Origin of the sequence: Campylobacter concisus (assembly GCF_002913715.1) — a bacterium.
Taxonomy (GTDB): Bacteria; Campylobacterota; Campylobacteria; order Campylobacterales; family Campylobacteraceae; genus Campylobacter_A; species Campylobacter_A concisus_AG.
On record NZ_PPCE01000004.1, the window covers coordinates 138,181 to 159,885 of the forward strand.

Annotated in this window: 19 protein-coding genes; 10 read left to right on the plus strand and 9 right to left on the minus strand. The window is 37.8% G+C overall.

Translation table 11 applies throughout. The features are described 5' to 3' along the window. Positions 1 to 303 carry a hypothetical protein gene (locus CYO92_RS09295; RefSeq protein WP_180997982.1) on the plus strand — a complete coding sequence of 101 codons (303 nt, stop codon included), beginning with the start codon at positions 1 to 3 and terminating at the stop codon, positions 301 to 303. Positions 304 to 821: 518 nt separating this feature from the next. On the opposite strand, the gene uvrB is transcribed toward CYO92_RS09295, so the two are convergent. Next, the gene (gene uvrB, locus CYO92_RS01770; RefSeq protein WP_103589331.1) at positions 822 to 2,798 is read right to left on the minus strand and encodes an excinuclease ABC subunit UvrB; all 1,977 of its coding nucleotides are present in this window, start codon (positions 2,796 to 2,798) and stop codon (positions 822 to 824) included. Positions 2,799 to 2,923: 125 nt separating this feature from the next. On the opposite strand from uvrB, the gene CYO92_RS01775 reads away from it, so the two are divergent. From CYO92_RS01775 to CYO92_RS01815, 9 genes are all read left to right on the plus strand, one after another. Further along, positions 2,924 to 3,157, plus strand: coding sequence for a cell division protein ZapB (locus CYO92_RS01775; RefSeq protein ID WP_021091279.1), 234 nt, complete (start codon positions 2,924 to 2,926; stop codon positions 3,155 to 3,157). 13 nt (positions 3,158 to 3,170) lie between these two features. Further along, positions 3,171 to 3,407, plus strand: a complete 237-nt coding sequence (locus CYO92_RS01780; RefSeq protein WP_054196819.1) for a hypothetical protein — start codon at positions 3,171 to 3,173, stop codon at positions 3,405 to 3,407. Next, on the plus strand, positions 3,404 to 3,820 hold the full coding sequence (locus CYO92_RS01785) for a type II secretion system protein (protein ID WP_084042158.1): 417 nt from the start codon (positions 3,404 to 3,406) through the stop codon (positions 3,818 to 3,820). The genes CYO92_RS01780 and CYO92_RS01785 overlap by 4 nt, the downstream gene beginning before the upstream one ends. Then, the gene (locus CYO92_RS01790; RefSeq protein ID WP_103589332.1) at positions 3,820 to 5,673 is read left to right on the plus strand and encodes a primosomal protein N'; all 1,854 of its coding nucleotides are present in this window, start codon (positions 3,820 to 3,822) and stop codon (positions 5,671 to 5,673) included. The genes CYO92_RS01785 and CYO92_RS01790 overlap by 1 nt, the downstream gene beginning before the upstream one ends. A gap of 51 nt (positions 5,674 to 5,724) precedes the next feature. Next, positions 5,725 to 7,182: an MBOAT family O-acyltransferase gene (locus CYO92_RS01795; RefSeq protein WP_103589333.1), complete on the plus strand. Its 1,458-nt coding sequence runs from the start codon at positions 5,725 to 5,727 to the stop codon at positions 7,180 to 7,182. Between the two features lie 8 nt (positions 7,183 to 7,190). After that, positions 7,191 to 8,372 carry a DUF1574 family protein gene (locus CYO92_RS01800; protein WP_103589334.1) on the plus strand — a complete coding sequence of 394 codons (1,182 nt, stop codon included), beginning with the start codon at positions 7,191 to 7,193 and terminating at the stop codon, positions 8,370 to 8,372. 131 nt (positions 8,373 to 8,503) lie between these two features. Beyond that, positions 8,504 to 9,562: a flavodoxin-dependent (E)-4-hydroxy-3-methylbut-2-enyl-diphosphate synthase gene (gene ispG / locus CYO92_RS01805; RefSeq protein WP_085658583.1), complete on the plus strand. Its 1,059-nt coding sequence runs from the start codon at positions 8,504 to 8,506 to the stop codon at positions 9,560 to 9,562. Between the two features lie 10 nt (positions 9,563 to 9,572). Beyond that, positions 9,573 to 10,985, plus strand: a complete 1,413-nt coding sequence (locus tag CYO92_RS01810) for a replicative DNA helicase (protein WP_103589335.1) — start codon at positions 9,573 to 9,575, stop codon at positions 10,983 to 10,985. A 110-nt stretch (positions 10,986 to 11,095) separates the two neighbouring features. Further along, the gene (locus CYO92_RS01815; protein ID WP_258033815.1) at positions 11,096 to 12,259 is read left to right on the plus strand and encodes a ComEC/Rec2 family competence protein; all 1,164 of its coding nucleotides are present in this window, start codon (positions 11,096 to 11,098) and stop codon (positions 12,257 to 12,259) included. Here the strand turns inward: CYO92_RS01815 and CYO92_RS01820 are convergent. The 8 genes from CYO92_RS01820 to CYO92_RS01855 are packed head-to-tail and all read right to left on the minus strand — an operon-like array spanning position 12,256 to position 21,652. Beyond that, positions 12,256 to 13,119: an EamA family transporter gene (locus CYO92_RS01820; protein WP_103589336.1), complete on the minus strand. Its 864-nt coding sequence runs from the start codon at positions 13,117 to 13,119 to the stop codon at positions 12,256 to 12,258. The genes CYO92_RS01815 and CYO92_RS01820 overlap by 4 nt on opposite strands. Further along, positions 13,112 to 14,347, minus strand: a complete 1,236-nt coding sequence (locus CYO92_RS01825; RefSeq protein ID WP_103589337.1) for a TolC family protein — start codon at positions 14,345 to 14,347, stop codon at positions 13,112 to 13,114. The genes CYO92_RS01820 and CYO92_RS01825 overlap by 8 nt, the downstream gene beginning before the upstream one ends. Continuing rightward, the gene (locus CYO92_RS01830; RefSeq protein ID WP_103589338.1) at positions 14,344 to 17,370 is read right to left on the minus strand and encodes an efflux RND transporter permease subunit; all 3,027 of its coding nucleotides are present in this window, start codon (positions 17,368 to 17,370) and stop codon (positions 14,344 to 14,346) included. Before CYO92_RS01830 ends, CYO92_RS01825 begins: the two co-directional genes overlap by 4 nt. Next, positions 17,367 to 18,110 (minus strand): efflux RND transporter periplasmic adaptor subunit, encoded by a 744-nt coding sequence (locus tag CYO92_RS01835; RefSeq protein ID WP_103589339.1) that lies wholly within the window; start codon positions 18,108 to 18,110, stop codon positions 17,367 to 17,369. The genes CYO92_RS01830 and CYO92_RS01835 overlap by 4 nt, the downstream gene beginning before the upstream one ends. Further along, on the minus strand, positions 18,107 to 19,372 hold the full coding sequence (locus tag CYO92_RS01840; protein ID WP_103589340.1) for a TolC family protein: 1,266 nt from the start codon (positions 19,370 to 19,372) through the stop codon (positions 18,107 to 18,109). The genes CYO92_RS01835 and CYO92_RS01840 overlap by 4 nt, the downstream gene beginning before the upstream one ends. Continuing rightward, positions 19,372 to 20,094, minus strand: coding sequence for a flagellar type III secretion system pore protein FliP (gene fliP, locus CYO92_RS01845; protein ID WP_413784126.1), 723 nt, complete (start codon positions 20,092 to 20,094; stop codon positions 19,372 to 19,374). Before fliP ends, CYO92_RS01840 begins: the two co-directional genes overlap by 1 nt. Positions 20,095 to 20,105: 11 nt before the next feature. After that, positions 20,106 to 20,885 carry an OmpA/MotB family protein gene (locus CYO92_RS01850; protein WP_035167452.1) on the minus strand — a complete coding sequence of 260 codons (780 nt, stop codon included), beginning with the start codon at positions 20,883 to 20,885 and terminating at the stop codon, positions 20,106 to 20,108. Beyond that, positions 20,885 to 21,652 carry a motility protein A gene (locus CYO92_RS01855; protein ID WP_021091276.1) on the minus strand — a complete coding sequence of 256 codons (768 nt, stop codon included), beginning with the start codon at positions 21,650 to 21,652 and terminating at the stop codon, positions 20,885 to 20,887. Before CYO92_RS01855 ends, CYO92_RS01850 begins: the two co-directional genes overlap by 1 nt. Positions 21,653 to 21,705: the final 53 nt, after the last annotated feature.

Consider the following 21,705-nt stretch of genomic DNA (forward strand, 5'->3'; position numbering starts at 1 on the left):
GTGCTAATGCTCTTTATCGACAGCTACTGGCTATTTCTCGTGGCCTCTATGTGCGTGAGTGCCTGCATCAGCCTATCATTTAGCCCTTCAATCGCCCTTGCACAGCTTTATCTGCCAAATCAAATCGGCCTAGCCTCTGGCGTAACGCTTGGGCTTAGCATTACAATCGGCGGTATATTTGCGACGGTCATCGGCAAGATCGCTGACATCTTTAGCCTAACGCACTCGTTTTACTTTATCGCTGCAGTCTCACTTGTCTGCGCGGTATCGAGCTACTTTTTAAAGCCAGCCAGTAGAACTTAAATTTATATCTCTTGCTTCATTTTTATATAAAAATTACGTAAGGAAATTTACGAGTAAATTTTAATTTCTATTTGTTTTGCCCTACTCGCAACAAGAATTCGCTACAGGGAAACAAGCGAAATTTTAAGATGTAAAAGAGCCGAGCCATAGCTTTTGGCGGCAGTATTTTGTGATAGATTTAAATGTTATGCAGTTAAAAATTTCGCAGACTAGACAAATAGAAAATTTAAATTTTGATCAATAAAGTATCAAGGCAAAGTATCTTGCGATGATTTTAATTGCTTTGCAAGCTCGTAACTGCAAACAGAAACGAAGAAACTTTCAACCGAAGATAAAGCAAATAAATTTAAGCCACCAAGACAAGAAATTTTTGTTTTGTTTAGTAATTTTAAAACCTCAAGAGGCAGTATTTTTTTGCTAGATGCGGCGAAATTTTACGATACAAAGGAGCATACATATAGTATGTGACTGAAGTAGAGTGAAATTTTACGACGTATAGCAAAAAAGACAAAATCGCCTTAAAGTTTTCTCATCTTTGCTATCTCATCTCTTAGCGCCGCCGCCTTCTCAAACTCCAGCTGCGCCGCCGCTTCAAGCATCTGCTTTCTTAACTCTTTTACGATCGCGGCTCGCTCGCTAGCTGGCATCCTCTCTAAATTCTTACCGCGCTTGTAAATTTCGCCATCATCCTCGACGTGCAGGCTCTCTTCGATATTTCTGCTAGCAGAGTGCGGCGTGATGCCGTGAGCTTTGTTGTATTCATCTTGAAATTTACGCCTTGCAGTCGTCGTATCGATCGCCTCTTTCATCGAGTGCGTGATCTTTTTGGCAAACATTAGCACCTTGCCATTTACATTTCTAGCTGCGCGCCCCATCGTCTGTATAAGGCTCGTGGTCGAGCGCAAAAAGCCCTCTTTATCAGCGTCCATTATGGCTATCAGGCTCACTTCAGGCAAGTCCAGCCCCTCACGGAGCAAATTTATACCTATTAGCATGTCAAATTCGCCACTTCTAAGCCCCCTAATGATCTCATTTCGCTCGATCGCGTCGATGTCTGAGTGCATATACTTGACCTTTATGCCAAGCTCGATGTAGTAGCGGCTTAGCTCCTCGGCCATCTTTTTAGTTAGCACCGTAACTAGCACGCGCTCACCTCTAGCGATGACCGCCTTTGCCTCGTCAAATAGCGCCTCGACTTGATTGTCACTATCTTTTATCTCGATAAGCGGATCAAGCAGCCCAGTAGGTCGCAAAATTTGCTCATATACATGCCCCTGGCTGATACCAAGCTCGTATTCGTTTGGCGTGGCTGAAACAAAGAGAAATTTCGCCTTTTTGCTTATGAACTCATCAAATTTAAGTGGCCTGTTATCAAGCGCTGATGGCAAGCGAAATCCATACTCCACAAGCACCTCTTTACGGCTCCTATCGCCTGCATACATACCCCTAAACTGCGGCAAACTCACGTGACTCTCATCAACGATGACCAGATAGTCTTTGCCGCTTATCTCAAAGTAGTCAAACATCGAGTATGGCGTCTCTCCGGGCTTTTGACCAGTTAAGTGGCGCGCGTAGTTTTCGATGCCTTTACACATGCCAGTACTTGCCATCATCTCAAGGTCAAACTCTACCCTTTGCTTTAGCCTCTGCGCCTCGACTAGCTTGCCCTGCTCGTTAAACTCTTTCAAACGTGCATCAAGCTCCTCTTCGATCTCTTTCATCGCGATCTTTAGCCTATCAGCGCCCACGATGAACTGGCTTGTCGCATAAAGCGTAAATTTAGAGATATCCTTTAGTCTTTTGTTATCAAGCACGTCAAAATGATACATCGCATCGATCTCATCGCCAAAAAACTCGATCCTTAGAGCTTCGTCGTTGTAGTAAGCTGGGTAAATATCCACCACATCGCCATTTACACGAAAATCACCCCTGTCAAAGTAGTTGTCATTACGCTTGTAGCCCATATCCACAAGCTGCTCTAAAAGCTTTCTTTGGCTTATCTTCTCGCCTACGCTAAGATATGCCACCATCCCTTTATACTCGCTTGGATTACCAAGGCCGTAGTTTGCAGAGACTGAGGCGACACAGATGACGTCGTCAAAGCTTAGCAAGCTAGCCGTCGCAGAGAGGCGCAAGCGCTCAAGCTCCTCATTTACCGAACTATCCTTTTCTATATATAGGTCGCTTCTTGGGATGTAGGCCTCTGGCTGATAGTAGTCGTAGTAGCTTATGAAGTACTCGACATGGTTTTTTGGGAAAAAGCCCTTAAATTCGCTATAAAGCTGAGCGGCAAGAGATTTATTATGCGTCATTATAAGCGTTGGCATATTTAGCTCACGTATGACATTTGCCATGGTAAAAGTCTTGCCAGACCCTGTCACGCCTAGAAGAGTTTGATATTTGTTGCCTGATTTTATACTTTTTACTATCTCTTTTATCGCTCTTGCTTGGTCGCTGCTTGGGCTAAATTTAGATGAAATTTCAAATTTACTCATTGATCGCCTTTAAATTTGGGCGAATTTTATAGCAAAGATAGTGCTTTGTCAAATGAGAATTTTAATAAGAATTTAGCCTCTGCGTGTTAGAATACGAGCCTAATTATTATTTTAAAGGAATCTTGATGTTTGAAGACAACGCTATCTTAACCACACTAAGCGATAAAGTAAATGACCTGATCACAAAATATGACGAACTTTGCAAAACGAACGAAGAGTTGCGTAATGAGATCGTAACTTTAAAAGCACAAAATGAGGCAAAAAGCAATCAAATCATGCGTTTAGAAGAGGATCTTGACAAGAAAAATACCGAAGCTGACGATGTAATGAGAAAAATAGAAGCTGTCCTTGGCAGATAAGCTTGGCTAAAATATGAAAAAAATCACGCTCACGATATCATCTCGCGACTACACGATCACGCTTGATGATGATTTTGCTAAATTCTTTGAAGATGACTGGCAAAATTTAATGGGCGGACGCCAATTCATCGAGCCAAAAGAGCTTTTAAACGCCTTTATAGAAAAATGTTATGAAAATTATGCTGTGATAAAGGCGGTAAAAAATTTAACTGGCAACGTTGATGAGATATTAAAGCGAGAAGAGAGATGAAAAGACGAGCTTACACCTTGCTTGAGCTGATATTTATAGTAGTTATACTAGGTATTTTAAGCACAGTCGCTATACCTAGGCTATTTTTTTCTAGAAGTGATGCTACCATCTCAAATGCCAAAACTCAACTTGCCGCTATAAGAAGCGGAATTTCACTAAAATACAATGACAATATCTTACAAGCAAAGCCAGAATTTCCACAAAAACTAGACGATGGCGATCCAAGCAAACTCTTCAAAAATGTTATAAATATACCGATAAAAGATAGCGGCAGCAAAAATGGCTGGCATAGAATAAGCGATGACAAATATACATTTAGGTTAGATGGCAAAGTAGCAAATTTCAAATACGACAAAAATACTGGTGATTTTGGTTGCAGTGATGAAAATGAAATTTGCAAATCACTTCAATAATGCACTATTACATACTCGCATTTTATGGGCTAAATTTAGCCCCACTCACTTATGAAAGCGATCAAAAACTAGAAAAATTTCAAGGCGTAAAAGCTTCTTTAAGAGGCAAAATTCTTACTGCTTTTATCATAAAAGAGACTGACAAACCAGAGTTTAAAACAAGTAAAATTTTAGAAATTCTACCGATTAATCTAACTTCAATACAAAGCGAATTGGCAATATTTATCTCAAAATATTACACATGCGAACTTGGCGTCAGCCTAAATTTATTTGAACCAAATGACACTATTGCAGCAGATCAAATTTATGAAAATCAAAATTTTAATGTAGCACCCAAACTAAGCGAAAAACAGCAAGAGGCTTTGGATTTTATAAATAAACGTAAAATTTCACTCATCTTTGGCGACACTGGAAGCGGAAAAAGCGAGATTTACATAGTAAAGATCAGAGAAATTTTAAACGTAGGCAGCCAAGCGCTATTTTTAATGCCCGAAATTTCACTCACGCCACAAATGCAAAAACGCCTTGAGAGCTTCTTTGGCGAGGCAGTAGCAGTCTGGCACTCAAAGATCACGCCAAAGAAAAAAGAGCAAATTTTAAAAGATATAAAAAGTGGAAAAGTTAGGCTCGTTGCAGGTGCGAGATCGGCTTTATTTTTACCACTTGAGAAGCTAAAACTCATCATCATCGACGAAGAACACGACGATAGCTACAAAAACACAGGTTCAAAACCACACTACAACGCAAGAGATCTCGCCCTCTTTCTAACTAGCAAATTTGATCTACAAGTGGTACTTGGAAGTGCCACACCAAGCCTTACTAGCTTTTACAAGCAGGAGCATTTTCGCTTAAAAGGGACATATTTTGATTCGCAAAAAAATTACATTTTCGATGAGAGCGAGACTGGAATTAGTGAAATTTTAAAAGATGAAATTTCAAAGACACTCGCGAATAAAAAGCAAGCTGTCATCTGCCTGCCAACAAGGGCAAATTTTAAATATCTAGTCTGCAAAAACTGCGGTGAAACGTTAAAGTGCCCATTTTGCAGCATCGGTATGAGCTATTACAAAAAACAAAACGTGCTAAAGTGTCAATACTGCGAGCATAAAATGGCCGTGCCAAAAATTTGTCACCAGTGCGGTAGCGAGATGATAGAGGCCAAAAAAATTGGCACTAGCGAGCTACTTGAGCGGCTGCAAGCTGAGTTTGCGAATGCTAGAATCGCTAAATTTGATAGAGATGAAATAACGACGCAAAACAAGCTCGTAAAGGCTTTGAAGGAATTTAACGACGGCAAGATAGATATCTTGCTTGGTACGCAAATGCTAAGCAAAGGGCATGATTACCACAACGTAGAGCTTGCTGTCATCATGGGATTTGACGAGCTTTTAAATTTTCCTGATTATAAAGCCAGAGAGCGAACGATCGCTCTTGCCATGCAAGTAGCTGGAAGAGCTGGTAGAAACGGGGCTGGTAGAGTTATCATTCAAAGCAAACAAAGAGATTTTTTTGAGAGCTACATCAGTGATTATGACGCATTTTTAAAAGATGAGATAGATTACAGAAAAGAGCTTTATCCGCCATTTACTAGGCTTCTTCGCATTATCATCTCGCATAAAGATGAACACATAGTAAAAAATACATTGAATGAATTTGTGCAAAGAATAGAACCTTTAAGAAGCGATGAGCTTGAGATCATAGGATACGGAAAGTGCCAGATAGAGTATCTTGGAAGCAAATTTAGATATGAAATTTTACTTCGCTCAAACTCTCATATACCTCTTTTAAAAGCCGCAAATCTTTGCAGAAGCGAGCTTAGTGATATTGATATAGACCCGGTCAACTTTAGTTAGGGATTAGCTAATGTTTACTATAATCTCGCCAAAAATTTAACGGATACATCAATGCTTTTTAACTCTTATGAATTTATATTTTTATTCTTGCCATTTACATTTTTTATATACTTTTATCTAAATAAAAAGCGCCTTACAGAATTGGCAAAAGGCTTTTTGGTTCTGTCATCTCTCTTTTTTTACAGCTGGTGGAACGTCATTTATCTACCGCTAATCTTAGGCTCCATGTTGTTTAACTACTGCTTTGGAGTGAAGCTAAACAAAGAAGATAGTAAAATTTCTAAAAAATTTATTCTTATACTAGGTATTGTGGCAAATTTAATGCTACTTGGATATTTTAAATATTCGGACTTCTTTATAAGCAATGTAAATTTTATCTTTAACACTCATATACCTCATTTAAATTTACTTTTACCTCTTGCGATCTCGTTTTTTACTTTTCAGCAAATAGCCTATTTAGTCGATAGTGCTATGGGGGGGGGTACGAGGCAGTATGACTTTTTAAACTACTGCTTATTTGTTACCTTTTTTCCGCAGCTAATCGCTGGTCCGATCGTGCATCACAAAGAGATGATGCCGCAGTTTGCAAATGCTAGAAATAAAATAATTAATTATAAAAATATAGCACTTGGACTATTTATATTTTCAATAGGCCTTTTTAAAAAGGTAGTTATCGCTGATACTTTTGCTGTTTGGGTAACAAATGGTTTTGACAAGGCGAATGTTTTAAATTTATTTGAAGCATGGGCAACCAGCCTAAGCTATACATTTCAGCTATACTTTGACTTTAGCGGGTACTGCGATATGGCTATAGGCGCGGCGCTTCTTTTTAATATAAAGCTTCCAATAAATTTTAACTCACCTTATAAAGCCTTAAATATCCAGGATTTTTGGCACAGGTGGCATATAACATTAAGTAGATTCTTGAGAGACTATATTTATATCCCGCTAGGAGGTAATCGAAGAGGAAAATTTCGAACTTATATAAATTTAATGACGACTTTTATAATAGGCGGCATTTGGCACGGTGCGGGTTGGACATTTGTATTTTGGGGATTTTTGCATGGCGTTGCCTTGGTTATTCATAGAATTTGGAGCGAGCTGGGCTTTAAACTAAATAAATTCGTAGCTTGGTTTATAACCTTTAACTTCGTAAATATCGCATGGGTCTTTTTTAGAGCCAAGGACTGGGACGACGCTTTAAAGGTACTAAAAGGGATGTTTGGGCTTAGTGGAATAGTTTTGCCAAATTTTCTAGCAGCAAAGCTTGAGTTTTTATCTAAATATGGAATTAGTTTTAATGGCTTTATAGAAAGAATCGGGGATAAAAGCACATTTTTATTTATTTTATTTGGTTTTATTTTGGCTTTAGCCTTTAAAAACCTTACAGAAAAGATGGCTAATTTTAAACCAAATTACCTGAAAATAATTAATCTCATAGTTATCCTACTGCTATCATTTTACTCAATGATAGCAGTAAAAACAGAATTTCTATACTTTAATTTTTAGGATTTCAAATGCTGACAAATAAAAAACTTTCAATAATCATATTTTTTGTGTATCTTTTTGCTTTTTTCTTGGTATCAATACCTTCTCTTTTTATTTACAAGCTCTTACATAAAGCCAAGGAAAATACCACAATAGAAAAAATTGTAAAATTTCAGCTAGAAAAAGATGCTGTATATAACCCTTTAGAATTCAATGCACTTCAGTATAAATTAGAATTAATAAAAAATAAAAAACCAGAGGTTATAGCGTTAGGATCATCAAGGGTTATGCAATTTAGAGAAGAAAATTTTAATACAAATTTTATAACAGCTGGTGGTGCGATGAATTTTTTAAATGAAGGATACTCTTTCTTAAAAGAAATGACAAAATATCATAAACCTAGACTCATAATCTTAGGCCTAGATTTTTGGTGGTTTAATGAGAATTATTATCAGCCTAGTCTAGTCAATAATTTAGAAGAAAAAAGCACTAATATAAAAGATAAAATAAATAAAATTTTATCTGATATTATAAAAAATGAAATAGACTTTAAAATTTTTAAATACATTTCAAGAGACAAGAATGATATAACAAATTATCAAAATATAGGAATAAGGTCATTGGAATACTCAAATGGTTTTAGAAAAGATGGCTCATATCAATACTCTCAATTTATTTTAGGTGACAAAGAAAATAGCGACATAAGTTTTTCAAATACTTTTAATAGAATAGATAATGGCAATAGGAGATTTGAATATGCCAATCACATCTCTAAAGAAAGAGTTGAAATTTTCAATAAGATTATAAAATTTGCAAAAGATAATGACATAAAATTAATACTCTTTATACCGCCCTTAGCAAATGAAGTTGTTGAGAAAATGGATAGCCTTGGCAATAAGTATAATTACATAAATGAATTTAGAAATTTAATAAATAATACTGGCATAGAACATTATGATTTTCATGATATGAGAAATTATTATAAGGATAGTTGTGAATTTATTGATGGCTTTCATGCTGGAGATGTAGCATATCAAAGAATATTAGCAAAAATGCATGACAGCAATTCGAGCATATCAAAATATTTAAATATAGATTTAATAAGAAAATCTATAGATGATAACAAAGGTAAAACCTTAACTATTTTTGATAAGACAAAATACAAAATATATAAAGAAAGAGATTTTTTAGAGTTGGGGTGTGTAAAATAAAATTTACACGCTAGATTATATTACCAGCATATAATGCTATCAATTAAAAAAATATTTATAACTACTTTTAACAAATTTATTTAAAAGCCAAGATTTTATATAATCCCCAATAAAAATTTAAAGGCAAAATTTTGCAACGATACCCAACAAAACAGATAAAAATTCGCAATGTTTTAATAGGCGGTGACGCACCAATATCCGTGCAATCAATGACATTTTCAAAGACAAAAGACGTAAAAGGCACGCTTGAGCAGATACAAAGGCTATATTTTGCCGGCTGTGATATCGTGCGCTGCGCAGTTTTTGATAAAGAAGACGCCAGCGCGCTAAAACAGATCGTTGCGGGCTCACCTATTCCAGTCGTTGCAGACATTCACTTTAACCACACCTATGCGCTCATCGTTAGCGAATTTGTCGATGCTATCCGCATAAATCCCGGCAACATCGGCTCAGCCAAAAACATAAAAGCGGTCGTTGATGCCTGCAAGCAGCGAAATTTACCTATCCGCATAGGCGTAAATTCTGGCTCGCTTGAAAAGCAGTTTGAGGATCGCTACGGCCGCACTGTGGAGGCGATGGTGGAGAGTGCGATGTATAACATCAAGCTTCTTGAGGATTTTGACTTTACAGACATTAAAATTTCACTTAAATCAAGCGACGTAGAGCGCACGATGCAAGCTTATAGAGCGCTTCGCCCAAAGACAAACTACCCATTTCATCTAGGCGTAACAGAGGCAGGTACCACTTTTCACGCGACTATCAAGTCCGCGATCGCTCTTGGTGGGCTTTTGCTTGAAGGCATCGGCGATACGATGAGAGTTAGCATAACAGGTGAGTTAGAAGAGGAGATCAAGGTCGCAAAGGCGATCTTAAAAGATAGTGGCCGTCAAAAAGAGGGGTTAAACATCATCTCATGCCCAACTTGTGGGCGTTTGCAAGCTGATCTAATGGCAGCAGTAAAGCTCGTAGAAGAAAAAACAAAAGGTATAAAAGAGCCGCTAAACGTTTCAGTCATGGGCTGTGTGGTAAATGCCATAGGTGAGGCAAAAGGTGCAGATGTTGCCATAGCATTTGGAAAAGGAAATGGGATGATAATGCGTCATGGCGAAGTGGTCGCAAGGCTGCCTGAGAGCGAGCTTGTAGATAGATTTTTACAAGAGATCGACGATGAGATAAAAAGTAGAGACTAAAGGAAAAGTTGTGGCAAAGCAAAGAGTTAACGAGATAGAATTTACCAACCTTTACGACATTGATATGGAGCGAGCTATACTAAGCTCCATTTTGCAAAACAACGATATTTTAGGTGAAATTTTTGACATTATTAAGGCAAAGGATTTTTATCTAAAAGGGCATTCGCAAATATATGATGCAATGGTGGCATGCCTAAATAGCGATGATCCTATAACTATGCCATTTTTAAAAAATAGACTTGGCGAAAAATACGACGAAGAGCTAATACTAGATATTTTGGGCACAAATTCCCTAATAGACATTCAAAAATATGCAAATGAACTAAGAGAAAAATCTATAAAAAGAAGTCTTGTAAAAATAGCTCACAATATACCAAGCAAAGTAAATGAAGATAAGCCAAGCCGCGATATGGTCGATGATCTTAGCCAGGAATTTTACTCTTTGATAGAAGGTGGAAGCACTGGAGTTATAAAAGAAGGCAAAGAGATCATCATGAAAATGATGGATCATATTAATGCTCAAGCTTTACTTGGCGAAAAAGATATTGTTGGACTTGATACTGGATTTAAAAAGCTAAATGAGATGATAAAAGGCTTTAAAAATGGTGACCTCATCATCGTCGCAGCTCGTCCAGGCATGGGAAAAACGACACTTTGTTTAAATTTTATGAGTCAGGTTTTAAAAAATAATGCCGGAGTTGTTTTCTTCTCGCTCGAGATGCCAGCTGAGCAAATAATGATGAGAATGCTAGCAAGCAAGACCTCTATCCCACTTCAAGACATAATGACCGCAAAGATGGATGATGAAGCGTTGGCTAGATTTAGCGATGCTTGCGATGAGTTTGCTGCTAGCAAGCTTTTTGTACATGATAGCGGCTATGTAAACATCCATCAAGTAAGAACGCAAATGCGAAAACTAAAGGCTATGCATCCTGAAATTTCACTTTGCGTGATCGACTACATCGGTCTTATGATGAGTACAAATAACTACGCTGATCGTCACGTCCAAATAGCTGAAATTTCTCGCGGATTAAAGCTTTTAGCACGTGAGCTAGATATGCCAATCATCGCCCTTTCTCAGCTAAACAGAAGCCTAGAATCTCGCGCAAACAAGCGCCCTATGCTAAGCGATCTAAGAGAGTCAGGCGCGATCGAGCAAGATGCTGACATCATTCTTTTTGTTTATAGAGATGAGTTTTATCTAGAACAAGAAGAAAAAGAGAAAGAAAAACGCGCAAGTGCCGAGGGCAAAAAGTACAAGAGCGATCACGTCTTTAATAAGCTTCAAGAAAAGGCCGAGATCATCGTTGGCAAAAACAGAAATGGCGAAACTGGCTCAGTTGATGTGCTCTTTCAAAAGCAACACTCAAGGTTTGAAGATATGTCTGCAATGCCAGTATCTGATGTTTCATTTGAAGGCTGATGCGTTTTAAAGCTTTAAAAAATAGAGAAATTTTTACTATATTTTGTCTGTTTTGCCTTTGTATTTTTTCTATAAATTTAGCTATTAGCTATCATAAATATCAAATTTTTATGGACAAAGGTGAACAAGAGCTAACAGCAACCGTGATTTCTAGCTACGAAAAGCTTGGCGATGACGGTAAGAAAAGGCAAATTTTAAAGCTTAAGACTGATGAGTTTTCATTTTATACGCTTGGAGCAAAGACGGATGACTTTAAAGCTGGAGATAATATATTTCTAAGCGTCATAAATTTAGACGTTAGTTTTAAAGACTATCTTGCTTCCTCCTTTTACATGCCTAGCTTTTCACGCGAAAAACTGCCACAAAAAGCCACGCTAAATATCAACCAAAAACTACAATCACTAATCTACGCCCAGCATGAAAATAGCAAAATTTCACAGCTCTACTCGGCTCTATTTTTAGGCACAAGTATTGATGCAAAGTTAAGAGATGACGTCTCGCACCTTGGTATAGCGCATCTTATAGCCATAAGTGGCTATCATTTAGGTTTTATAAGCGCAGTTATATTTTTTGTATTTAGGCCGCTTTTAAAATTTTTATATGCGAGGTTTTTACCTTTTAGAAACTACAACTTTGATCTAGCCATTATCGTTTTTATAATCTTGTCATTTTACTTTTTTATAATAGGCTTTATACCAAGCTTTTTGCGAGCGTTCTTAATGAGCATTTTAGGATTTTATTGCGCGTTAAAAGGCGTTAAAATTTTAAACTTCAAGACACTTTTTATAGTAGCGCTTGTTAGCATATCGCTCTTTCCGCAGCTACTTTTTAGCGTAGGTTTTTACTTTTCACTCATGGGCGTTTTTTATATATTTTTATACTTTAAACACCTAAAAGATAAATTTTCGCCCTTCGTTCATCTTATACTTTTAAATTTATATGTTTGCTTTGCAATGGAAATTTGCGTGCTTTATTTCTTTCCGCTCATTAGCTTACAGCAGCTTAGCGTCCTTGCTATCAACTACATCTTTAGCGTTTTTTATCCATTAAGTGCTGCGCTTCATATCGCTTCATATGGCAATATTTTTGATGGATTGCTAAATAATGTTTTAAATTTTAGACTAAGCTCGACTAAAATTTTTGTGCCAGCCATTATTTTTATCTTTTATAATATCGCTTCACTTCTAGCTATAAAATTTAGATCCATATTCTACATTTTGCCACTGCTTGGGCTTTTATGCTTTGCTATTGCTAGCTATAAAATTTACGCCTAAGCGATCTTCGTACCATAAAATTTCATTATCTTGTTATGAATTATCAAAGATATATACATTATAACAGCGCCTAAAATTAGCCTAGTTAAGTCTGTGTCCTTTTGCCAAAAGACTAAATTTACGATGATAGCAGCTGGAATGAGAGCGTTATTCATAATGGCAAGCACGCCACTATCGACTTCGCAAGCGCCTTTGTTCCACATAAAATACCCTAGCCCACTAGCGACCACTCCAAGCCAGAGAAGCACTAAAATTTGCGTTAAAGTAAGAGAAAATTTGGCTGGATTGCCAAGAGTAAGAAGTGCAACGACAGCTACAAAAAATGCACCAAAATGAAAGTAGCCAAAGACATTTTTTTGGTCCACGTCAAATTTTTCTAAAAGTGCTTTATATGCACTCTGCCCTGCTCCAAAGCAGATATTTGCCGCTTGCACTAGCAAAAAACCCTTTAATACACCATCGTTTATAGCGCCATATTTTATAACCAAAGCTCCAAAAACCGCAACGCCAACACTAAATAGATAAAGTGGTCTAAATTTAAAGCTAAATGCGTCGTAGATGAGCGTCACATAAAACGGCGTAAAAATGGTAAAAAGTGCGACTTCTGGCACACTTAGATACAAAAATGAGTTGTAATAAAATAGATACATAAGTCCTATTTGCACCGCTCCGATCGCCATGATGCCAAATGCTAGTTTTGGGCTGATGCCACGAAATTTTGTAAATGGCAAAAAGACTAAGCTCGCAAGCGTAACCCGAATAAAAACAGCCAAATAGCTATCAACCTTGCCAGCTAAAAACTCACCTATCAAACTAAAGCTAAACGCCCACAAAATGGTTACAAAGATCAGTTTATTCAATTATCACCTCATTTATTTTTCTTGCACATTCAAAAAAATACTCAAGCTTATTTAGCTCAAGTAAATCGCCATCGAGGATAAAATTTGCCCTATCGCTAAAATTTTTCTCACTCACAAATAAAAATTCTTCATATTTTATCTCGCCATCAAGATAGCCATTTAGCAGATCAATAAAATCACTATCAAGCTTACCTTGCTTCAAATCTTGCAAATTTAACTTTGCATTTAAGCCTTTGATCGCGCTTTCTAGCTCTTTTAGGCGAGTGATTATCCTATTTTCCTCATCGCTTAGATCAAGTGCCGCCTTTTGCTCTTCAATGCGTTTAACTTGACTTTGCTTGCTAAGACTTAAGCTATCAGGTAGCTTCCACTCAAACTCCACTCTAGGCCTGTTCGCATCAGCGTAAGCGCCTATCATCTGTGAAGTCGTTCTTTCGCCTTTTTTAAAGCTGTTATTATTCACACTTTGCGTATCTTTTAAGTAAATTTTTGGAGCAAATTTACTCTTTTGCTTCTCATTTTCTTGCTCTTTTATAAATTTTTCTTGCTCCATCGCCCCAAGTTTTGCGTTTATATCATCTTTACTAAAATCAGGCATCATTATCTTTGAGCCAGCGTTAAAGCTGATCTCACCATTTGAGAGCAAATTTATCCTTGAGTTTAGCTCAGCTAGCTTAAGTCCAAGCTCGTCTAGCTCGGCTCTTTTTTTATCAAGAGTAAAATTTATCGCATCAAATTCGCTCTTATCTATCTCGCCATACTCAAACCAAAACTCATTTTCAGCCGCAGCTTTTGCAAAACTATCCATAAATTTTGTCTCTAAATTTATAAGCGAATTTAGTGCAACGGCATTAAAATAGACCTTTGCGACCTGAAAAGCAGTAAGATTCATCAGCTCTTCGTCTTTGTAAATTTTCTCCACGCCCTTGTGGTCTAAAATTTTATCAGCAGCCTCGCTCGCACCGCCATCAAAGATGAGATACTCGACCTTTGCGGTTATCGATCCAGCCTTTGTCATATACCCGCCCTTTAGCTCGTCAGGCACAAAGGTATATCTGCCATCAAGGGATAAATTTAGTTTGTTACTCTTGTTTTTATTTATATATTCGTTTTTATTAAATTCTTTCAAACTCTCAAGCTTCGCACTTTGCGCCAGAGCGATGATCTCTAGTAAATTTCCAGCCCAAAGAGGCAAAGCAAAGAGCAAAACCGCCAAAATCTTCTTCAAATTCTCTCCCTTTCATAAAATTTTCTTATAAATTTATCAAGATTATAGACCCATGCAAAAAGCACTGGCACGACAAGCAAGCTTAGCAAAGTCGAGCTAATGAGCCCAAAGATGATGCTTATAGCCATAGGCGAGTTGGCCTCATAGCCAGCACCCCTGCTAAGAGCAAGAGGCAGCATGGCAAATATCATCGCAAAAGTGGTCATCAAAACAGCCCTTAGTCGCTTTTTAGCAGCCATTTTCACAGCTTCGTTTGCCTCTATGCCGTTATTTGCAAAGTGGTTTGCAAAATCAACCACCAAAATGGCGTTTTTGCCGACCATACCAAAGAGCAAGATGACGCCAACCATGACAAATAGGCTAAATGGATTGCCGCTTATAAAAAGCCCTATCACCACACCACAAAAGGCAAGTGGCATGGCTAGCATGATAAGAAATGGCAACAAAAAGCTCTCATAAAGTGCAGCAAGCACCATGTAAATAAGCACAGCACTAGCGCTCACTGTAAAGATAAAAGAGGCATTCGTATCATCCATCAGCTCAACAAATCCCAAAAATTTATACTTGAAATTTGCTGGCAAAATTTCATCAAGCTTCTTTGAAATTTCATTTGCCACGCTATTTAGCGGAGCGTTGTTTTTGGTATTTGCTAGAAATTTTATCTCATCAGCTCTATTAAACCTTGAAATACTAGCTGGCTTTTGCTCAAAACTAATCGTCGCCACATCGCCAAGTGTGACAAAAAAGCCCTCATTGCTTCTTATTTTTGTCTTTAAGATATCATTTGTATCGCTTCTAAATTTATCATCAAGACGCATGTAAAGCTCATACTCTTTGCCATTTTCGTTTTCAAAAACAGAGACCTCATTCTGGCTAAATGCGCTATAAACAGCGCTTGCAATGCTGGCCTTGTCTAAATTTAGCCTTTTTGCCTTATCTTCATCGATAGAAATTTGCACACGCTTTAGCAGATCTTCTTCGGGCGAATTTACATCCGTTGCGTCATTTATCTCTTTTAGCATCTTGCTGATCTTTGGTACAAATTTCTCTAAATCTTTGCCATTTTCAGATGTGATAGTAAGCTTAACTGGCTGCACATCGCCACCTTCAACTACCGGAAGATCAGCCACAATGACACTCATATCGTCACTTTTTAGCTTGTCGCGAAACCTCTGCATGATAGCGTTTTGCCTCTCGTGATTAGCTCTATCTTTTAGCTCCTTTAGCCTAACGTAAGCTTTTACAAGATAAGGCTGCTTGGCGTCTGTGTAGCCAAGGATGAAGTAGGCGTAAGCTACCTGAGGATCGGTATTTATGAGTGAAATTTTATCTTTTAGCCTCTCTTTGCTAGCTTGCAGGCTAAGTGATGGGTCAAGCTTAAAGTAGATGTTAAACTCCGAGTTATCCTCGCTTGGCATGAAATCACCACCTACAAATTTAGCCAGAGCAAATGAGCAAACAACGACCACAAGCGTTATGGATAAAAATATGAGCTTAAATTTAAGCGCTAAAGCTAAAATTTTCTCATAGCCATTTTCAAGTGCCTCAAAAAATGGCTCGCTCTTTTGAAAAAAACCGCTTTGTTTGGCATTTACAAACCTAGCACTAAGAGTTGGCACAAGAAAAATGCTCACAAAAAATGATATGACGATGCCAGCTGCCACGCTCATCGCAAATGAGTTAAAGTACTTGCCAACGATACCGCTCATAAAGGCGATAGGCACAAAGACACAAAGCAGAACGAGCGAGATCGCAAAGACACTAAATGCTATCTCTTTTATACCTGCAAAGCTTGCTTTTAGGGCATTTGGCTCATCTTTTAGCTTGCTAGCGATATTTTCAGTGACGACGATCGCATCATCTATGAAAATTCCAATGCCAAGCGTAAGGGCGATAAGACTTAGGCGGTTTATGTCGTAGCCTAGGGCGTTTATGATGAAAAATGTTGCCACGATACTAGTTGGGATCGCTACGACTGAGATGATAGTGATCGAGAAATTTCTTAAAAACAGATATACGATCACGATAGTTAGCAAGACGCCAAGGATCATATCAAAGGCGGTTTGATCGATGTGCTTTTGTATTACTTCGCTCTTATCGTAGGCTATTTTTACGTCGTATTCGCTGCCAAGCAGGCTTTTAAACTGATCTAGCTTTGACTTAGCTAGAGCGATCACGGTTAGAGCGTTTGCGTCTGGGGCTAGCTCAAGACCAAGTAAAACGCCACTTTTTTTATCCATTATCGCAGCTTCATTTGCGTCTTTGTAAGCAAGATCAACGCTTGCGATATCTTTTAAAAAGACCCCTTGTTTGATCGTTAAATTTCTTATCTCATCTACGCTTTTGGCGCTAAAATTTGACTTGATCGCCATTTGGATCTGTTCATTTTCTATCTTGCCAAGCGGCGCTTTTAAATTTTCAACCTTTATCAAATTTGCCACTTCGTTTGCACTAAGGGCGTTTTTATCAAGCTTAAATCTATCAAGTAAAATTTTCACCGCTGGCTCTAAAAAGCCATTTGTCTTGACCTTTGAAACGCCGCTAATGCGCTCCAAAAACGGCTTTGCCACGTCATCGATCTCTTGCATTAGCTTAGTTTCATTGCCATCAAGCCTTGTGATAAAGAGACTAAAGACGGCTGAAGATAGGCCATTTAGCTTTTCTATCTCGTAGTTTGCATTTAGACGTGCCTTTTGCATCTTGTCACGGACGTCGTTTGTAGCGCTCTCTAGATCTTTATTTAGTTCAAATTCGATGCTAACCACACTTAGGTTATCAAAGCTTGTTGAGTAAATTTTCTTGATACCTTCAATGCTTGAAATTTCATCTTCGATCTTTTGCGTGATCTTTGTCTTGATGTAGTTCATATCGCCGTTTGCGTAGGTCGTGATCTTAACGATTGGGATATTTACTTGTGGGTATAAATTTACATTCATCGTCTTTAGCGAGTAGATGCCAAAGACAACGAGGCTTAAAAAAACCATTAATGTAGTTATAGGGCGGTTGATGGCTGTTTTTATCATTTTCTTTTACTAACTAGCACTCTGCCTTGACCAAACATGCCAGGTTTTAAGCTCATATCATAAGCCTCGGCGTAAAATTTTCTAGTCTCTCGCTTGATCTCTGGATAGATGAGAGCGATTTTTACCTCTTTTTCATCGCTTGTTGCGTCAAGTTTAAATTTAAAAATGTCACCAACTTTTACTAAATTTGCATATTTTTCATCGATCGCTATTAAAATTTTAGCCTCCTCAGAGTTTAAGACAAAGGCTGGCTGAAGCGGCGAAGCACTCTCGCCAAGCTCGACATTTTTACTAGCGATAACGCCATCAAAAGGAGCTTTTAAAACAGCTTTTTTAAGGTGATCTTGCGCATTTAAAATAGCAATTTGTACACTTTGAACCCGAAGTATCGCTTCGTCAAATTTATACTTTACCTCGTCAAATTCTTGCTTTGAAGTGACGTCCCTTACTTGAGTAAATTTACTTAAAGTATTTTTTGCAAATTCACTAGCATTTTTTGCAAGCTCAAGATCATTTTTTGCCTTTTTTAGAGCGATTTCTAGGCTACTTTGATCAAGGCTAGCTAAAACGTCGCCTTTTTTAACGTGGCTTGATACATCTACAAAAATTTTATCCACTTTGCCACTGCTCTCAAATGCGAGCTTTGAGCTTTGTTTGGCATAGACTTCAAAGTCAGCAAAAATTTCCTCACTAGCAAATGAAAAAATGCCAAATATCATTAAAATTATCAGCTTTTTCAATCCCTAATCCTCTCTAAAATCGGCTCGCCATTTTCAAAAAAGAACTCCGCTTTTTTGATCTCAAGCTCATCTTTTGCACTCTCAAAAAGACTAATGGCATCAAATTTTTGAGAAAGTGCTTCAAGCAGGTCACTATATCCCAAAAGCCCAGAGTTATACTTCTCATAGCTAGCTTTTAATGCCAAATCGCTTGCTCTTACATATTCGTTTAGTGAAGCGATTTTTGAAGTAAGCACCACAATTTCACTTTGCAAATTTTTAAGCTTTGTCTCGTTTTCACGCCTTTTATACTCCAAATTTAGCCTTGCCTCATCAAGTGCGATCTTTTGAGCCTGACTCATCTTACTAGTGGCGAAAAAATCAAAAATTTTCCATTTAAAAGCGATACCAAATTTATTGCCATGAGTATCTTCTTTTAGGTATTTATCCACGTATGAGCGGTAAGAACTAAGCCTGCCTAGATCGATATCGTAATTATTTTTGTAAAATCCATAGGTGTCATAAAGCAAAATTTGAGGCAAAAAGCCAGCTCTTGTCTCGCTAAGCTTGACCTCGCCTAAAAATATATCTTGGCTTAGTCTATCAAGCTCGGCATTTTTTGAAGCTAAATTTGAGCTAATATCAGCCATCTTTGCTCCAGCTACTGGCAAAATTTGCTCACCAGTTAGCAAATTTATCTCATTTAAAATTTGCTCCATTTTGTTTTTGTATTCAAGCTGCGTGCTATTAGCTAAGTAATATTTAGCCCTTACATTTTCAAGCTCATCTTTTGCGGCAAGGCCTGCAATGTTTGCCTTTTCAAGCTTATCTAAAACACCTTTTAAAAAATTTGCTTGAGCCTGTTTGGCTGTGATTATATTTTCAAGCGCAGCTGCGTTAAAGTATAAATTTACAGCCTTAAATGCAAGGTAGTTTTTAGCTTCATCACTAGCGATCACGGCTTTGTTTTTTAAAAGCTGGCTCATCTTTAGTCTAGCCTCTCTAGCTCCGCCATCATATAGCAAAAAATCTATCCTAGCTAGCACACCGGCTGACTCTTTAGCGACTATACTTGGAAAAGTGCTTGCATTTTTGCCGTATGAGCCCTCTAGGCTAAGACTTGGCATATATGAGCTTAATGTGGCTTCATCGTTTAAATTTGCTCTTTTAAACTCAAGCTCTTTGATCTTTGAAATTTCATTTTGCGTTGCTTTGTTTGCGATCACGCTTAAATTTGAACCAAGCAAAAATACCGGCAAAAAAATGAATAAAAAATTTTTCATTAGTGAAAGCTTTTTACAAGATTTCCTATTAGTAAATTCCAGCCATCAACAAGTACAAATATGAGTAGTTTAAATGGTAGTGAGATCATTACAGGAGGAAGCATCATCATACCCATAGCCATCAGTACTGAGCTTACGACCATGTCGATGACAAGAAATGGCAAATAGAGCAAAAACGCTATCTCAAAAGATGTCTTTAGCTCACTTATCATGAAAGCTGACATTGCGATACTTAGCGGTATCTCTTCAATATTTGCTGGATTTTGCAAATTTCTAATCCTAAAAAAAAGTGCAAGGTCTTTTTCTCTTGTGTTTTTTACCATAAATTCTTTAAAAGGCTTTAAGCTCTTATCAAGCATCTCTTCATAGCCTATCTGCTCAGCTATATAAGGCTTTATGCCATCATTATAGCTCTTTTGCCCAACTGGCTCCATAATAAAAAATGTAAGAACCATCGCAAGCGAGATAAGCACTGTTGAAGGAGGCACTTGTTGCGTACCCATCGCTTGGCGCAAAAATGAAAATACGATAACAAGCCTTAAAAAACTTGTCATCATAAAAATGAGCGAAGGAGCGAGTGCAAGTGCAGTGAGGATTAGTAAAACATTTAGAGAATTTACAAGCTGCTCGGCATTTGTTGGAGAATTTAGACTTAAATTTATAGTTGGTAGCGCAGGATCAGCCCCAAAAACCGTGCAAAGTAAAACCGCTAAACCAAGCAGTGCTTTCACGACTAATTCCTCATATCAAGGATACTTTTCTTAGTAGCCTCTTTATTTTTTGGCTCAAGCGATATGAAGTGAATTTCTACTCTATTATTCTTAGCTCTGCCATCTTCTGTGCTGTTACTAGCGATCGGATCAAACGAAGCTTTACCAGAAGCTATTATCCTATTTTGTGGCACACCATCGTTGATTAGCTCTTCAACTACGCTTAAAGCCCTTGCAGTTGAGAGCTGCCAGTTATTTTTATAAGCTGAGTCTTTGCTTGGTTCTATATTATCTGTATGGCCGATAATATCGGCTTTTACATCATTAGGCATTTTTGCCACAATCATACCTATTCGTTTTAAAAATAGCTTCGCATCTTCACCAGAAATTTCAGCACTATCTTTATCAAAAAGCATAGCTGCTGGAAGCCTTACGATAAAGCCATCTTCGCTCTCTTCCATAGTGATCTCAGGTGCCCCGCTAGCAGCTAGTAGCTCATTTATCTTTTTAACATTCATATTTAGCTCACTTTGTGAGCCCTTTTGCTTGCTTATCTTTTTTGCACGAGTATTTTCTGGATCCGTCTCTTTTTCTATCTGATTTTCAGGTCTAGCACCACCTTCAAGCACACTTAAAGCACCAGCTAGTGAGCCAACAGCGGCCTCCATCTTTTTAGCATCCATTGTCGCCATAGAAAGTAATAAAACGAAAAAACAAAGCAAAAGTGACATGAGGTCGCCAAAAGCAGCTAGCCACTCAGGCATACATTTTGGACACTCTTCTGGTTTTATTAACTTACCCATTATTCAAACTGACTTTTTCTATCTTTTGGTGGTAAAAATGCTAATAGTTTAGCTTCAAGCGTTCTTGGATTATCACCTGCTTGTATCGACATGATTCCCTCAAGTACGACTTGTTTTTCAAGTGCTTCATCAGCATCGCGAATAGAGAGGATGTTTGCCACAGGCGCACCTATGATATTACCTATCATCGCACCATAAAGCGTCGTAAGCAATGCAACCGCCATTGATGGGCCGATCGCACTAGGATCTGACATGTTAAGAAGCATCGCAACAAGACCAATGAGCGTACCGATCATACCCATAGCACCCGCAAAACCGCCGACTTGCTCAAAAATTTTAATATTATTTGAATGTCTTGTACTAGTTTGATCAATATCGATCTCTAAAAGCGCTCTTATCGCATCTGGCTCATTGCCATCGACCGCCATTGAAAGACCTCTTTTTAAAAACTGATTTGTCTCATTATTTACTTCGCTTTCAAGCGATAAGATACCATCACGTCTAGCTTTAGTTGAATAATCAACTATTTTTTTTATAGTCTCAGGTAAATTTACTACGACTGATGGCTTAACAGCAATGCCATAAAATTTACCAATTCCTTTAAGCGTCTCCATCTTGAAGCCAACCATCATAACGCCGATAGTACCACCAAAAACGATCATCACAGAAGGGATATCGATGTATGGTCCTATACCAACGCCTATCGCCATTGATCCAAACAAAAGCACCAGGGTCAAAACCCAGCCGACGACGGTTCCTAAATCCATTTAAGCTCACTTTATTTATAAATTCTTAAGAATTGCTATTTTATTAGCTTTTT